The following is a 16,022-nucleotide window of genomic DNA, read 5'->3' on the forward strand; positions in this document are numbered from 1 at the left end:
CCCGCCGCGGCCGCGCCGGCTGCATCGAGCAGTTCCGAAAGCACGACGACGAGCGCTGCGCCTGCCCCGGCAGCCGCGCCCGCCGCCAGCAGTTGACCGTCGCGGCCCGGCCGGGCTGCGACCAACCCGCGCCGCCCGCGCGGTTCATTGACGGCAGATGATGAAAAAGACGACCCTGAAATCGGTGTTTCTGACCGGCCTGCTGGTTCTCGTCCCGCTCGCGATCACGCTGTGGGTGCTCGGTCTCATCATCGGCACGATGGACCAGACACTGCTGCTGCTGCCCGAATCGTGGCAACCCGAGCGGATGCTCGGCTTCCACTTGCCGGGGATCGGCGCGGTGCTGACGCTCGCGTTCATCTTCGTCGTCGGGCTGGCCACGCAGAACTTCATCGGCCAGAAGCTCGTCACGTGGTGGAACGCCGTGGTGCGTCACATCCCGGTCGTCGGGCCGATCTACACGAGCGTCAAGCAGGTGTCGGACACGCTGCTGTCGAGCAGCGGCAATGCGTTCCGCAAGGCGCTGCTGATCGAATACCCGCGTCGCGGCTCGTATACGATCGCGTTTCTGACCGGCACGCCGGGCGGCGACGTGCTCAATCATCTGACGGAAGAATACGTGAGCGTCTATATTCCGACGACGCCGAACCCGACGTCGGGCTTCTTCCTGATGCTGCCGAAGAGCGAAGTCATCGAACTCGACATGTCGGTCGATGCCGCGCTCAAGTACATCGTCTCGATGGGCGTGGTGGCGCCCCCGGCGCCGGTTCCGGCGCCTGCGCGCCGCCCCGTCGAGCCGCCGCTGTAAGTAAAGAATCATCGCCCGGGCCGCGCGTTGCGGCGCCCGTTGATCAAACCGAACGAAAGCAAACATCATGTCGATGCGTACTGAATACTGCGGTCTCGTGACCGAACACCTGCTGGGCCAAACCGTGTCGCTGTGCGGCTGGGTGCAGCGCCGCCGCGATCACGGCGGTGTGATCTTCATCGACCTGCGCGATCGTGAAGGCCTCGTGCAGGTGGTGTGCGACCCGGATCGCGCGGAAATGTTCGCGACCGCCGAAGGCGTGCGCAACGAGTTCTGCGTGCAGATCAAGGGCCTCGTGCGCAACCGTCCGGACGGCACGGTCAACGCCGGCCTGAAGAGCGGCAAGATCGAAGTGCTGTGTCACGAACTGAACGTGCTGAACGCGTCGGTCACGCCGCCGTTCCAGCTCGACGACGACAACCTGTCGGAAACGACGCGCCTCACGCACCGCGTGCTCGACCTGCGCCGCCCGCAGATGCAGCACAACCTGCGCCTGCGCTACCGCGTCGCGATCGAAGCGCGCAAGTACCTCGACGAGCAGGGCTTCATCGACATCGAAACGCCGATGCTGACGAAGAGCACGCCGGAAGGCGCGCGCGACTACCTCGTGCCGTCGCGCGTGAACGCGGGCCAGTTCTTTGCGCTGCCGCAGTCGCCGCAGCTGTTCAAGCAGCTGCTGATGGTCGCGAACTTCGACCGTTACTACCAGATCACCAAGTGCTTCCGCGACGAAGACCTCCGTGCCGACCGTCAGCCGGAATTCACGCAGATCGACTGCGAAACGTCGTTCCTCGGCGAGCAGGAAATCCGTGACCTGTTCGAAGACATGATCCGTCACATCTTCAAGACGACGATCGACGTCGAGCTCGACGCGAAATTCCCGGTGATGCCGTACTCGGAAGCGATGGCGCGTTTCGGTTCGGACAAGCCGGACCTGCGCGTGCAGCTCGAATTCACCGAGCTGACCGACGCGATGAAGGACGTCGACTTCAAGGTGTTCAGCACGCCGGCCAACGCGAAGGACGGCCGTGTCGCGGCGCTGCGCGTGCCGAAGGGCGGCGAGCTGTCGCGCGGCGACATCGACGGCTACACCGAATTCGTGCGCATCTACGGCGCGAAGGGCCTCGCATGGATCAAGGTCAACGAGAAGGCGAAGGGCCGTGACGGCCTGCAGAGCCCGATCGTCAAGAACCTGCACGACGCGTCGATCGCGGCGATCCTCGAGCGCACCGGCGCCGAAGACGGCGACATCATCTTCTTCGCGGCCGACCGCGCGAAGGTCGTCAACGACAGCCTCGGCGCGCTGCGCCTGAAGATCGGCCATTCGGAATTCGGCAAGGCGAACGGTCTGGTCCAGGCCGGCTGGAAGCCGCTGTGGGTCGTCGACTTCCCGATGTTCGAATACGACGACGAAGATGCGCGCTACGTCGCTGCGCACCACCCGTTCACGAGCCCGAAGGACGAGCACCTCGAGTACCTCGAGACCGACCCGGGCCGCTGCCTCGCGAAGGCCTACGACATGGTGCTGAACGGCTGGGAAATCGGCGGCGGCTCGGTGCGTATCTATCAGGAGGAAGTGCAGAGCAAGGTGTTCCGTGCGCTGAAGATCGGTGCGGAAGAGGCTCAGCTCAAGTTCGGCTTCCTGCTGGATGCACTGCAGTACGGCGCGCCGCCGCACGGCGGTATCGCGTTCGGTCTCGACCGCATCGTCACGATGATGGCCGGCGCCGATTCGATCCGCGACGTGATCGCGTTCCCGAAGACGCAGCGTGCGCAGGATCTGCTCACGCAGGCACCGAGCCCGGTCGACGAGCGTCAGCTGCGCGAACTGCACATCCGCCTGCGTCAGCCGGAACAGCCGAAGGCGTAACGCGCTTCGCATCCGGTCGTGTGTGCGTTCGCGCGCACACGACGCTCATGAAAAAGGCGCAGCGATGCGCCTTTTTCGTTTTTTGCGGTACAGTCGCAGCACTTGCCGTCCGTTCGGAGCCTGTGCCCGTCGCGCGGCCCCGTGCTGCATGAAACAAAGATGACGAAGCCGCCGAAAATCCCCGAATCCGTTCTTGTCGTGATCTACACGCCCGACCTCGATGTGCTCGTGATCAAGCGTGCCGACCAGCCCGATTTCTGGCAATCGGTGACCGGCTCGAAGGACGCGCTCGACGAGCCGCTCGCGGTCACCGCCGCGCGCGAAGTGGCCGAGGAAACCGGCATCGCGATCGGCACCGCGGATGTGCCGGCCAGCGCGCTCGTCGACTGGCGCCACCGGATCGAGTACACGATCTATCCGCAATACCTGCACCGCTATGCACCGGGCGTCACGCGCAACACCGAGCACTGGTTCGGCCTGTGCGTGCCGCATCGCGTCGACGTGACGCTGTCGCCGCGCGAGCACGTCGACCATGCGTGGCTGCCGTTCCGCGAGGCGGCCGCGCGCTGCTTCTCGCCGTCGAATGCCGAGGCGATCCTGCAATTGCCCGCGCGCGTGGCACTGTCGCGCGCGCCGCACGGCTCGTCCGCATGACGGCGGAAGCCCGCAAGCGCTTCGCGCAATTGCGGCAGATGTTCCTGCAGGAACGCGGTTCCGCGTCGCGGCTGGCCTTTACGTCGGGCAACACCGTGCGGCTGTGCGAGGGCGGCGGCGCATTCTTCCGGGCACTGATCGAGCGGATCGATGCCGCCCGCGAGCAGGTGATGCTCGAAACCTACATCTTCTGCGACGACGCGGCCGGCCGGCCGGTGTCGGACGCGCTGATCCGCGCGGCGCAGCGCGGCGTGCGCGTGCGCGTGATCACCGACGGCATCGGCACCGCGCGCCTGCCGCTGTTCGACACGTGGGTGGCGGCCGGCGTCGAGCACTGCATCTACAACCGTTTCCTGTTCGGCCGCTTCGGTTTCTCGCGCACGCATCGCAAGCTCGCGGTGATCGATCACGCGGTTGCATTCTGCGGCGGCATCAATATCGTCGACGACTACGCGCAGGGCGGCACGACGCTGCCGTTTCCGCGCTGGGATTTCGCTGTCGAGATGGCAGGCCCCGCGGTGTCGGACGTGCGCGCCGCGTTCGAATTGCAGTGGCACCGGATCATGTTCGGCCACAAGCCCTATGCGCAATACGCAGCCGGGCTGCATGGCGGGGAAGCGTTCCCCGACATGTTCCGGCGCTGGATGCGCAGCCATCGCTGGATCAAGGCCGGTGCGCTGCGGGTCGTGACGGAGCCGAGCGTCGCGTTCGTCGCGCGCGACAACGTCGTGAACCGTCGCGCGATCGAGAAGGCGTATCTCGCGGCGATCGGCCAGGCGCGCCAGCGGATCCTGCTGGCCAATCCGTACTTCATGCCTGGCCGCAAGCTGCGCCGAGCGCTGACGGGCGCCGCGCGGCGCGGCGTCGATGTGCGGATCCTGATCGGCCGCAAGGAATTCGCGGCACTCGATACGGCCGTGCCGTTCCTGTATCACGCGCTGCTGCGCGCGGGCGTGCGCGTGGCCGAGTACGACAGGACGATGCTGCACGGCAAGGTGGCCGTGATCGACGACAACTGGGCGACGGTCGGTTCGTCGAATCTGGACGCGCTGAGCCTGATGTTGAACAATGAGGCGAATGTCGTGCTGGTGCGCTACGATGCTGTCACGAACGAACTGCGCGACGCGATCGCGGCCGCGTTCGCCGACGGCCGGGAGATCGACCCCGCGCGCTTCGCCGCGCGTCCGCGCCTCGAGCGGCTGCTGAACTGGCTTGCGTACACCACGTATCGTCTCGTGATGAAGGCGCTGACGGTCGGTGGTTACGACTGACGCAGACTAAGCGTTCGCTTCAAAAATCTGTCCGCACGTTCGTGCGGAAAAGCCGCTCCGGTCCCGCCGGAATCGCGCAAAATAGCGGCTCGGTTAGACACCGGTTTCTAATAATTTCCTTGTTTCGCGAGCGGCCGCACTCAATAATAGTACGGCCGTTCGATTTTATTCGAACCCCCGAACGGTTACAGAAATAGCTATGCGAAAAGGCGAACAGACGCGTGCCGCGATACTTGAAGCTGCTTTGGACCTCGCCAGCCGTGACGGGCTGGAGGGGCTGACGATCGGCCTGCTGGCCGAGCGCATGCAGATGAGCAAGAGCGGCGTGTTCGCGCACTTCGGATCGCGCGAGGACCTGCAGGTCGAGGTCGTCCGCGAGTATCACCATCGTTTCGAAAACGAGGTGTTCTTTCCGAGCCTGCGCGAGCCGCGAGGCTTGCCGCGCCTTCGGGCGATGCTGGCCCGCTGGACGGAGAAGCGCATCCAGGAGGTGACGACCGGATGCATCTACATCAGCGGGGCCGTCGAGTACGACGACCGGCCTGACAGCCCCGTGCGCGAGCAGTTGATCGCGAGCGTGACGGCCTGGCGTGCCGCGATGCTGCGGGCCATTTCGCAGGCGAAGGAAGAAGGCCATCTGCGTGCGGATACCGATCCGGACCTGATGCTCTTCGAGTTGTACAGCTTCACGCTCGGCCTGCATCACGACGCACGTTTCCTGCATTCGCCGGATGCCGTGCGCCTCACGTGGGCCGCGCTGGAAAAGACGATTGTTTCGTATCAGAGCGAGAGCCGTTAGCGGCGCGTGATCCGCCCGCCAGGAGCTCGAGCCGTTTTGCCCACCTTTGGAGAGAGTCATGGGACAGTACGCCGCGCCGCTGCGCGACATGCAATTCGTGTTGCACGAGCTTCTGAACGTCGAAGCCGAAGTCAAGCAAATGCCCAAGCATGCGGACCTCGACGCCGACACGATCAACCAGGTCCTCGAGGAAGCGGGCAAGTTCTGCTCCGAGGTACTGTTCCCGCTGAACCAGGTCGGCGACCGCGAAGGCTGCACGTATGAAGGCGACGGCGTCGTGAAGACCCCGACCGGCTTCAAGGAGGCCTACCAGCAATACGTCGAGGCCGGCTGGCCGGCGCTCGGCTGCGATCCGGACTACGGCGGCCAGGGCCTGCCCGCGTTCGTGAACAACGCGCTCTACGAAATGCTGAACTCGGCGAACCAGGCATGGACGATGTATCCGGGCCTGTCGCACGGCGCGTACGAATGCCTGCACGCGCACGGCGCGCCGGAACTCCAGAAGCAATACCTGCCGAAGCTCGTGTCGGGCGAATGGACGGGCACGATGTGCCTGACCGAGCCGCACTGCGGCACCGACCTCGGCATCCTGCGCACCAAGGCCGAACCGAACGGCGACGGCTCGTACTCGATCAGCGGCACGAAGATCTTCATCTCGAGCGGCGAGCACGACATGTCGAAGAACATCATCCACCTCGTGCTCGCGCGCCTGCCGGACGCGCCGCAGGGCACGAAGGGGATCTCGCTGTTCATCGTGCCGAAGTTCATTCCGGACGCGTCGGGCGAGCCGGGCGAACGCAACGGCATCAAGTGCGGCTCGATCGAACACAAGATGGGCATCCACGGCAACTCGACGTGCGTGATGAACCTCGACGGCGCGAAGGGCTGGATGGTCGGCGAGCCGAACAAGGGCTTGAACGCGATGTTCGTGATGATGAATGCCGCGCGTCTCGGCGTCGGCATGCAGGGCCTCGGCCTCACGGAAGTCGCGTACCAGAACTCGCTCACGTACGCGAAGGAACGCCTGCAGATGCGTTCGCTGACGGGACCGAAGGCACCGGACAAGCCGGCCGACCCGATCATCGTGCACCCGGACGTGCGTCGCATGCTGCTCACGCAGAAGGCTTACGCCGAAGGCGCGCGCGCGTTCACGTACTGGTCCGCGCTGCAGATCGACAAGGAGCTGTCGCACGCCGACGAAGCGGTGCGCAAGGAAGCGGCCGATCTCGTCGCGCTGCTCACGCCGATCATCAAGGCGTTCCTGACCGACAACGCGTTCGAGTCGACCAACCACGCGATGCAGATCTACGGCGGCCACGGCTTCATCTCCGAGTGGGGCATGGAGCAGTACGTGCGCGACGCGCGGATCAACATGATCTACGAAGGCACGAACTCGATCCAGTCGCTCGACCTGCTGGGCCGCAAGGTGCTCGGCGACATGGGCGCGAAGCTGAAGAAGTTCGGCAAGCTCGTGACGGAATTCGCGGAAGCCGAAGGCGTGAAGCCGGAAATGGCCGAGTTCATCAACCCGCTCGCCGACATCGGCGACAAGGTGCAGAAGCTGACGATGGAAATCGGCATGAAGGCGATGCAGAACCCCGACGAAGTCGGTGCCGCCGCCGTGCCGTACCTGCGCACCGTCGGCCACCTGGTGTTCTCGTACTTCTGGGCGCGCATGGCACGCCTCGCCCTCGACAAGGAAGCGTCGGGCGATCCGTTCTACAAGTCGAAGCTCGCGACGGCACGCTTCTACTTCGCGCGCCTGCTGCCCGAGACGGCGTCGACGATCCGCGCCGCGCGCGCCGGTTCGAAGACGATGATGGAAGTCGACGAATCGCTGTTCTGACGCGAGTCCGGGCGGGGCGCGAGGCGCGCAGCCCGGATGCATCGGTTCCTGGTACTCACTTCTCCGTGCAGCCCCAACCTCCGCGCTGCACGACACTATCCGGAGACATCCCGTGAGCAATTTCCTGATTCGCAAGGTCGCCGTGCTGGGCGCCGGCGTGATGGGCGCGCAGATCGCCGCGCACCTCATCAACGCGCGCGTGCCGGTGCTGCTGTTCGACCTGCCGGCCAAGGAAGGCCCGAAAAACGCGATCGCGCTGAAGGCGATCGAGAACCTGAAGAAGCTGTCGCCCGCGCCGTTCGGCGTGAAGGACGACGCGAAATACCTCGAAGCCGCGAACTACGAAGACGACATCGCGAAGCTCGCCGAGTGCGACGTCGTGATCGAAGCGATCGCCGAGCGGATGGACTGGAAGCACGACCTGTACAAGAAGGTCGCGCCGCACATCGCGCCGAACGCGATCTTCGCGACCAACACGTCGGGCCTGTCGATCACGAAGCTGTCCGAAGGTTTCTCGGACGAGCTGAAGTCGCGCTTCTGCGGCGTGCACTTCTTCAACCCGCCGCGCTACATGCACCTCGTCGAGCTGATCCCGACCGCGCATACGCGCCCGGAAATCCTCGACCAGCTCGAAACCTTCCTGACGAGCATCGTCGGCAAGGGCGTCGTGCGCGCGAAGGACACGCCGAACTTCATCGCAAACCGCGTCGGCATCTTCTCGATCCTCGCGGTGATCACCGAGGCCGCGAAGTTCGGCCTGCGCTTCGACGAAGTCGACGACCTGACGGGCAGCCGCCTCGGCCGCGCGAAGTCGGCGACGTTCCGCACCGCGGACGTGGTCGGCCTCGACACGATGGCGCACGTGATCAAGACGATGCAGGACAACCTCGCCGACGATCCGTTCTTCCCGGTCTACCAGACGCCCGCCGTGCTCGCCGAACTGGTGAAGCAGGGCGCGCTCGGCCAGAAGACGGGCGGCGGTTTCTACAAGAAGGAAGGCAAGGCGATCAAGGTGCTCGACGCGAAGACGGGCACCTATGTCGACTCGGGCGCGAAGGCTGACGAAACGGTCGGCCGCATCCTGAAGCGCCCGCCGGCGGAACGCCTGAAGCTGCTGCGCGAGACGGACCATCCGCACGCGCAGTTCCTGTGGTCGATCTTCCGCGACGTGTTCCACTACATCGGCGTGCATCTCGAGTCGATCGCCGACAACGCGCGCGACGTCGACCTCGCGATCCGCTGGGGCTTCGGCTGGAACGAAGGCCCGTTCGAAGGCTGGCAGGCCGCCGGCTGGAAGCAGGTCGCCGAGTGGGTGCAGGAAGACATCGCGGCCGGCAAGGCGCTCGCGAACGTGCCGCTGCCGTCGTGGGTGCTCGAAGGCGCGGTTGCCGAGAAGGGCGGCGTGCACACGGCCGAAGGCTCGTGGGCACCGGCTGCGAAGCGCTTCGTGCCGCGTTCGGACCTCGCGGTCTACGACAAGCAGGTATTCCGCGCGCCGCTGCTCGGCGAAGCGGGCGCCGATCCGAAGACGTACGGCAAGACGCTGTTCGAGACCGACGCGGTGCGCGCATGGGTCGACGATCGTGCGGGTGAAGACGACGTCGTGATCGTGTCGTTCAAGTCGAAGATGAACACGATCGGACCGAGCGTGATCGACGGCCTCGTGCAGGCGATCGAACTCGCGGAGAAGGACTACAAGGGCGTGGTGATCTGGCAGCCGACGTCGCTGAAGCTCGGCACGCCGGGCGGCCCGTTCTCGGCCGGCGCGAACCTCGAAGAGGCGATGCCCGCGTTCATGATGGGCGGCGCGAAGGGTATCGAGCCGTTCGTGAAGAAGTTCCAGGAAGGCATGCTGCGCGTGAAGTACGCGAACGTGCCGGTCGTCGCGGCCGTGTCGGGCATCGCGCTCGGCGGCGGGTGCGAGCTGATGCTGCACAGCGCGAAGCGCGTCGTCCACGTCGAGAGCTACATCGGCCTCGTCGAAGTGGGTGTCGGCCTCGTGCCGGCGGGCGGCGGCCTGAAGGAAGCGGCACTGCGCGCCGCGGACGCCGCGACGGCCGCGAACGCGACCACCGACATCCTGAAGTTCGTCACGAAGTCGTTCGAGAACGCGGCGATGGCGAAGGTGTCGGCGTCCGCGCACGATGCACGTGCGATGGGCTACGTGAAGCCGTCCGACACGATCGTCTTCAACGTGTTCGAACTGCTCGACACCGCGAAGAAGGAAGCGCGTGCGCTGGCCGCCACCGGCTACCGCGCACCGCTGCGTGCGAAGGACGTGCCGGTCGCGGGCCGCTCGGCGATCGCGACGATCAAGGCATCGCTCGTCAACATGCGTGACGGCCGCTTCATCAGCGACCACGACTACCTGATCGCGAGCCGCATCGCCGAAGCCGTGTGCGGCGGCGACGTCGAAGCCGGCAGCCTCGTCGACGAGCAGTGGCTGCTCGCGCTCGAGCGCCGCGCGTTCGTCGAGCTGCTCGGCACGCAGAAGACGCAGGAACGGATCATGGGTATGTTGCAGACCGGCAAGCCGGTGCGTAACTGAGCGAGCGATAAGGCAAGGAGTCTCAAATGAGCAAACAATTGCAAGACGCATACATCGTCGCCGCCAGCCGCACGCCGATCGGCAAGGCCCCGCGCGGTGTCTTCAAGAACACGCGCCCTGACGAGCTGCTGGTCCACGCGATCAAGTCGGCGGTTGCGCAGGTGCCGGGCTTCGACACGAAGCTGATCGAGGACGCGATCATCGGCTGCGCGATTCCGGAAGCCGAACAGGGCCTGAACGTCGCGCGGATGGGCGCGCTGCTCGCGGGCCTGCCGCAGACGGTCGGCGGCGTGACGGTCAACCGCTTCTGCGCGTCGGGCATCACGGCGCTCGCGATGGCGGCCGACCGCATCCGCGTCGGCGAATCGGACGCGATCTTCGCGGGCGGCTGCGAATCGATGAGCATGGTGCCGATGATGGGCAACAAGCCGTCGATGTCGCCGCACATCTTCGATCGCAATGAAGACTTCGGCATCGCGTACGGGATGGGCCTGACGGCCGAGCGCGTCGCCGAGCAGTGGAAGGTGAGCCGCGACGACCAGGACGCGTTCTCGGTCGAGTCGCACCGCAAGGCGCTCGCCGCGCAGCAGGCCGGCGAATTCAACGACGAGATCGCCGCCTATACGATCACCGAGCGTTTCCCGAACCTCGCGACCGGCGAAGTCGACGTGAAGACGCGCGAGATCAAGCTCGACGAAGGTCCGCGCGCGGATACGTCGATCGAAGGCCTCGCGAAGCTGCGTACGGTGTTCGCGAACAAGGGCTCGGTCACGGCCGGTAACAGCTCGCAGACGTCGGACGGCGCGGGCGCGCTGCTCGTCGTGTCGGAGAAGGTGCTGAAGGAATTCAACCTGACGCCGCTCGCGCGCTTCGTGAGCTTCGCGGTGCGCGGCGTGCCGCCGGAAATCATGGGCATCGGCCCGAAGGAAGCGATTCCGGCCGCGCTGAAGGCCGCTGGCCTGAAGCAGGACGATCTCGACTGGATCGAGCTGAACGAAGCGTTCGCCGCGCAATCGCTGGCGGTGATGCGCGACCTCGGCCTCGACCCGTCGAAGGTCAACCCGATGGGCGGCGCGATCGCACTCGGCCACCCGCTCGGCGCGACCGGCGCGATCCGCGCGGCGACCGTCGTGCACGGCCTGCGCCGCCGTAACCTGAAGTACGGGATGGTCACGATGTGCGTCGGCACCGGCATGGGTGCCGCGGGCATCATCGAACGCCTGTAAGCAGGACGCGACGCAAAGCGACGACGGTGCGCGGGCCACGAGCTCGCGCACCGTTTTTTCATTCCGATAGAGGAAAGTCAAGGAGACGGTTGTGGCCGAAATTCAAGTGGAACGCGCCGAAGGCGTGATGACGATCACGATCGCACGCCCGGCGAAGAAGAACGCGCTGACGGCGGCGATGTACCAGACGATGGCCGATGCACTCGCCGACGCGCAGGAAGACAAGGCGATCCGCGTGATCCTGCTGCGCGGCAGCGACGGCAATTTCACCGCAGGGAACGATCTCGAGGATTTCCTGAAGGCGCCGCCGAAGGACGACACCGCCCCGGTGTTCCAGTTCCTTGCACGGATCAGCACCGCGAGCAAGCCGATCGTGGCCGCCGTGCCGGGCCTGGCGATCGGCGTCGGCGTGACGATGCTGCTGCACTGCGATCTGGTGTACGCAGCCGACACCGCGACGTTCTCGCTGCCGTTCGCGCAGCTCGGCCTGTGCCCGGAAGCCGCGTCGAGCGTGCTGCTGCCGCGCCTGGCCGGCCATCAGGTCGCCGCCGAGAAGCTGCTGCTCGGCGAGGCGTTCGATGCGCTGGAAGCGCACCGGATCGGCATCGTCAACCGCGTGCTGCCGGCGGCCGAGCTCGACGCGTTCGCGGCGAAGCAGGCGGCGAAGCTCGCGGCGCTGCCGGCGGCATCGCTGCGCGTGACGAAGGCGCTGCTGAAGGATACGGGCGGTGTGGCGACGTCCGCGCGGATGGCCGAGGAGGCGGGCCACTTCGCCGCGATGCTGCGCGCGCCCGAAGCGCGCGAGGCGATGACGGCGTTCTTCGAGAAGCGCAAGCCGGATTTCCGTCAGTTCGACTGACGGAGCAGGCCGCGCCGGCGATGGTTCGCCGGCGCGCCGCCGCGAACGCGATCAGGCCGTGCCGTAGTCGACGTGGCCGGTTTCGCGGCAGAAGCTGACGAGCCGCAAGCCGGCCGCTTTCGCGATTTCGATCGCGAGCGACGACGGCGCGGAGATCGTCGCGACCATCGGAATGCCGACGCGGGCGGCCTTGCGTACGAGCTCGTGGCTCGCGCGGCTCGACAGGAACACGAAGCCATCGGTCGGGTCGGCACGCGACAGCACGAGCGAGCCGATCAGCTTGTCGAGCGCGTTGTGGCGGCCGACGTCCTCGAACGCCATCCGGATCGCGCCTGTTGCGTCGCACCACGCGGCCGCGTGCAGGCCGCCCGTGAGCCGCGTGAGCGCCTGATGCGCCGGCAGCGCCTGCGCCGCGCGCGTCAGCGCGTCGGGGGCGAGGCGCGCGAGAAAGCCGGTATCGGGCACGCGCTCGGGCGCGAGGTCGAGCAGGTCGATGCTTTCGATCCCGCATACGCCGCAGCCGGTGCGCCCCGCGAGCGCGCGGCGCCGGTCCTTCAGCGCGGCGAACGCCTGCTGGACGACCTCCAGGTGGACTTCCGCATGCGGCAGCGGGGCGTCGGCGTGCAGGATCACCTCGATGTCCTTGATGTCGCTGCCGCGCGCGACGATCCCTTCCGAGATCGCGAAACCGACCGCGAACGCTTCGAGGTCGCACGGCGTACACATCATCACCGCGTGCGAGATGCCGTTGAAGACGAGTGCGACGGGCCATTCCTGGCCCACATAGTCGTGCGCGGTTTCGACGGCGCCGCCGCGCGTGCGGCGCACGGACAGTTCGATCGCGCCGCGCGGTTCGTCGCGCATTTCACCGGATTCGGTCGGATTCACGAGCACTCCCGTTGATTCGGTGCGCGGGCGGCGGCATTCGTATCCGCCGCCCGCGCGCAGAGGTTCTAAAATACCCCAGGCAAGCCGGCCGCGCCGGCATCCGCCACATCAGGTAACGACCATGGGACTCAGCGACGCTCCACTGTTATTCGCCTTCGAACACGAATCGTCGGAAAACTTCACGTACATCCCGATGATCGTGCGTTTCAATCTTGACCGTTTCGGTCTGCGGATTTCGCTGGAGCAGTGGCAACTGCTGCCGCTCGAGGACCGCAAGCTGCTCGCACGCTTTCCGGCCGACGACGACACCGCGATCGAGCCCAACTTCGATCACGCGCTGTTCGAAATGCTGCGCACGCACGCGGATCTGGAACCCTCGTGGTTCCAGCCGGACGAGCAGCCGGCCTGGCGTGCCACCGACATCGTGCCGGAGTCGCTCGTGCAGCAGAGCGCGCTGGCCGGGCTGACGGCGCCCGGGCTCGCGCAGTGGCAGCAGCTTGCGCCGTTCCAGCGCTACGTGCTGGTGAAGCTGTCGCGCAAGCCGAAGCTGAACCACGATTTCCTGCCCGCGATGCGGGAGTTCGGGCTGACGGCCACGCACTGAGGTGGCCGTGCGCCGCACGGTCGCGGCGCTCGCCGGTCAGAGCGGCGGCAGTTGCCGCGGCTTGCGGTCGGAGCCGGTTGCGACATAGGTGAGCGTCGCTTCGGTGACCTTCACGATTTCGCCCATCAGGCGCATGCGCTGCGCGTACACCTCGACGTCGACCGTGATCGACGTGTTGCCGGTGCGCATGATGGTCGCGTAGAAGCTCAGCAGGTCGCCGACGAACACCGGCTGCTTGAACACGAACGAGTTGACCGCGACCGTCGCGACGCGACCGTTCGCGCGCTGGCTCGCGGGGATCGAGCCGGCGATGTCGACCTGCGACATGATCCAGCCGCCGAACACGTCGCCGTGGACGTTCGCGTCGTGCGGTTGCGGGACGACGCGCAGCGCGGGCTGCTTTTGCGGGAGTTCGAGGGTCGAATCGGTCATGGCGGGGGCTTTCATCCTGTAAGAAACGTGCCGCCGTGCGCAGGCCGGCCGGCGAGGGCGCCGGCAGCGGCGCGAAGCGGCTTCTGCGACAATACAACGTTCGCAAATTGTACGAGAAAGTGCGCAAGCCGGCCGCCGATACACGCGTCGTGCACCGCCACAGAGACTTCCCCCATGCGCCGATTTCCCGCTTCCGGCGAGCCCGCGCCGGCTTCGACCGGGCCCCGCAACGACTGGCAGACCATCCGGTCGCTGCTGCCGTACCTGACCACCTACAAATGGCGCGTCGCGCTCGCGCTCGCCTGCCTGATCGGCGCGAAGGTCGCGAACCTCGGCGTGCCGGTCGTGATGAAGCGCATCGTCGACCACCTGTCCTACGTGCAGCAGATCACCGCGCTCGGCCGCGCCGAACAGTCGGCCGGCATCGTGCTCGCGGGCGGCGTCGGGTTGCTGGTCGTCGCGTATGCGCTCGTGCGGCTGTCGACGTCGCTGTTCACCGAGCTGCGCGAGATCCTGTTCTCGAAGGTCACCGAGAGCGCGGTGCGCCAGCTCGCGCTGCAGGTGTTCCGGCACCTGCACGGGCTGTCGCTGCGGTTCCATCTCGAACGCCAGACGGGCGGCATGTCGCGCGACATCGAGCGCGGCACGCGCGGCATCCAGCAGCTGATCTCGTATTCGCTGTACAGCATCCTGCCGACGCTCGTCGAGGTCGGGCTCGTGCTCGGCTTCTTCGTGGTCAAGTACGAGGCCTATTACGCGTACGTGACGTTCGCGGCGCTGGTCACGTACATCGTGTTCACGGTGAAGGTCACCAACTGGCGCACGCATTTCCGCCGCACGATGAACGAACTCGATTCGCGCGCGAACTCACGGGCGATCGATTCGCTGATCAACTACGAGACGGTGAAGTACTTCGGCAACGAGGAGTGGGAAGCGCAGCGCTACGACGAGAACCTGAAGCGCTACCGGAAGGCCGCGATCCGTTCGCAGAATTCGCTGTCGGTGCTGAACTTCGGCCAGCAGGCGATCATCGGCACGGGGCTCGTGTTCATCCTGTGGCGTGCGACGCAGGGCGTGCTCGCGGGCAAGCTGACGCTCGGCGATCTCGTGCTGATCAACACGTTCATGCTGCAGCTGTACATTCCGCTGAACTTTCTCGGCGTCGTCTATCGCGAGCTGAAGCAGAGCCTCACCGACATGGACCGGATGTTCGGGTTGCTGTCGGCCGCGAAGGAAGTGGCCGACCTGCCCGATGCGCGGCCGCTCGCGGTCGCCGGCGCGCAGGTACGCTTCGAGCACGTGAATTTCGCGTACGAGCCGGCGCGGCCGATCCTGCACGACGTCTCCTTCACGATCGATGCGGGCACGACGACCGCGGTGGTCGGCCACAGCGGCTCCGGGAAGTCGACGCTGTCGCGGCTGCTGTTCCGTTTCTACGATCTCGACCGGCAGGCGGGCGGCGCGATCCGGATCGACGGCCAGGACATCCGCGACGTCACGCAGGATTCGCTGCGTGCGTCGATCGGGATCGTGCCGCAGGACACCGTGCTGTTCAACGACTCGATCTACTACAACATCGCGTACGGCCGGCCGAGCGCGACCCGCGACGAGGTGATCGCGGCCGCGCGCGCCGCGCACATCCACGATTTCATTGAAAGCTTGCCGAAGGGTTATGACACGCCGGTCGGCGAGCGTGGGCTGAAGCTGTCGGGCGGCGAGAAGCAGCGCGTCGCGATCGCGCGCACGCTGTTGAAGAATCCGCCGGTGCTGCTGTTCGACGAGGCGACTTCGGCGCTCGATTCGCGCTCGGAGCGGGCGATCCAGCACGAGCTCGACCAGATCGCGCGGCATCGCACGACGCTCGTGATCGCGCACCGGCTGTCGACGGTCGTGCACGCGCAGCAGATCCTCGTGATGGATCACGGGCGGATCGTCGAGCGCGGCACGCACGACGAACTCGTGCGCGCCGACGGGTTGTATGCGCAGATGTGGGCGCTGCAGCAGCAGCGCGCGGCGGCGGGCGGGGAAGAGGCGGAGGCCGCGTAGGCGCGGGTATTGCGCGGTGCGCGGCAGGAACGGGCGGTGTGGTGCCGTCAGGGCCGGGGGACTTGGGTGGAGCGTCGGCGACATCGGCTCCTGGAGCTTGGTCCGGTGCCGATCGGTCGCGCAGTCGGTGACAAGTCGGGGTATCGACTGCCGAACCGCCGAACCGCCGAA

At 66.4% G+C, this 16,022-nt stretch carries 13 protein-coding genes; 11 read left to right on the forward strand and 2 right to left on the reverse strand.

Annotation, left to right across the window (positions count from 1 at the left end; all coding sequences use genetic code 11):
- Positions 1–157 precede the first annotated feature (157 nt).
- The 9 genes from L810_RS10880 (at position 158) to L810_RS10920 (ending at position 11,881) form a co-directional block, all read left to right on the forward strand.
- Positions 158–808: a DUF502 domain-containing protein gene (locus L810_RS10880; RefSeq protein WP_021158415.1), complete on the forward strand. Its 651-nt coding sequence runs from the start codon at positions 158–160 to the stop codon at positions 806–808.
- Positions 809–875: 67 nt separating this feature from the next.
- Positions 876–2,678, forward strand: coding sequence for an aspartate--tRNA ligase (aspS, locus tag L810_RS10885; RefSeq protein ID WP_021158416.1), 1,803 nt, complete (start codon positions 876–878; stop codon positions 2,676–2,678).
- 159 nt (positions 2,679–2,837) lie between these two features.
- The gene (gene nudB, locus L810_RS10890; RefSeq protein ID WP_021158417.1) at positions 2,838–3,332 is read left to right on the forward strand and encodes a dihydroneopterin triphosphate diphosphatase; all 495 of its coding nucleotides are present in this window, start codon (positions 2,838–2,840) and stop codon (positions 3,330–3,332) included.
- Positions 3,329–4,603: a cardiolipin synthase ClsB gene (gene clsB, locus L810_RS10895; protein WP_021158418.1), complete on the forward strand. Its 1,275-nt coding sequence runs from the start codon at positions 3,329–3,331 to the stop codon at positions 4,601–4,603. Before nudB ends, clsB begins: the two co-directional genes overlap by 4 nt.
- A 199-nt stretch (positions 4,604–4,802) precedes the next feature.
- Complete coding sequence (locus tag L810_RS10900; RefSeq protein ID WP_006751498.1) at positions 4,803–5,402, forward strand: TetR/AcrR family transcriptional regulator; 600 nt, start codon at positions 4,803–4,805, stop codon at positions 5,400–5,402.
- 58 nt (positions 5,403–5,460) lie between these two features.
- Positions 5,461–7,248 (forward strand): acyl-CoA dehydrogenase C-terminal domain-containing protein, encoded by a 1,788-nt coding sequence (locus L810_RS10905; protein WP_021158420.1) that lies wholly within the window; start codon positions 5,461–5,463, stop codon positions 7,246–7,248.
- A 112-nt stretch (positions 7,249–7,360) separates the two neighbouring features.
- Positions 7,361–9,796, forward strand: a complete 2,436-nt coding sequence (locus L810_RS10910; RefSeq protein ID WP_021158421.1) for a 3-hydroxyacyl-CoA dehydrogenase/enoyl-CoA hydratase family protein — start codon at positions 7,361–7,363, stop codon at positions 9,794–9,796.
- Between the two features lie 26 nt (positions 9,797–9,822).
- Complete coding sequence (locus L810_RS10915; protein WP_021158422.1) at positions 9,823–11,022, forward strand: acetyl-CoA C-acyltransferase; 1,200 nt, start codon at positions 9,823–9,825, stop codon at positions 11,020–11,022.
- A gap of 91 nt (positions 11,023–11,113) precedes the next feature.
- Complete coding sequence (locus L810_RS10920; RefSeq protein WP_021158423.1) at positions 11,114–11,881, forward strand: enoyl-CoA hydratase; 768 nt, start codon at positions 11,114–11,116, stop codon at positions 11,879–11,881.
- Between the two features lie 51 nt (positions 11,882–11,932).
- Here L810_RS10920 and fdhD read toward each other — a convergent pair whose 3' ends face one another.
- Positions 11,933–12,775, reverse strand: a complete 843-nt coding sequence (fdhD, locus tag L810_RS10925) for a formate dehydrogenase accessory sulfurtransferase FdhD (protein WP_021158424.1) — start codon at positions 12,773–12,775, stop codon at positions 11,933–11,935.
- Positions 12,776–12,890: 115 nt separating this feature from the next.
- Between fdhD and L810_RS10930 the strand changes: the two genes are divergently transcribed.
- Positions 12,891–13,373, forward strand: coding sequence for a nitrate reductase associated protein (locus L810_RS10930; RefSeq protein ID WP_021158425.1), 483 nt, complete (start codon positions 12,891–12,893; stop codon positions 13,371–13,373).
- A gap of 36 nt (positions 13,374–13,409) precedes the next feature.
- On the opposite strand, the gene L810_RS10935 is transcribed toward L810_RS10930, so the two are convergent.
- Positions 13,410–13,805, reverse strand: a complete 396-nt coding sequence (locus L810_RS10935) for an acyl-CoA thioesterase (RefSeq protein WP_042974049.1) — start codon at positions 13,803–13,805, stop codon at positions 13,410–13,412.
- A 174-nt stretch (positions 13,806–13,979) separates the two neighbouring features.
- On the opposite strand from L810_RS10935, the gene L810_RS10940 reads away from it, so the two are divergent.
- On the forward strand, positions 13,980–15,851 hold the full coding sequence (locus L810_RS10940) for an ABCB family ABC transporter ATP-binding protein/permease (protein WP_042974051.1): 1,872 nt from the start codon (positions 13,980–13,982) through the stop codon (positions 15,849–15,851).
- Positions 15,852–16,022: the final 171 nt, after the last annotated feature.

The sequence above is a fragment of the Burkholderia sp. AU4i genome, assembly GCF_000466765.1.
Taxonomy (GTDB): domain Bacteria; phylum Pseudomonadota; class Gammaproteobacteria; order Burkholderiales; family Burkholderiaceae; genus Burkholderia; species Burkholderia cepacia.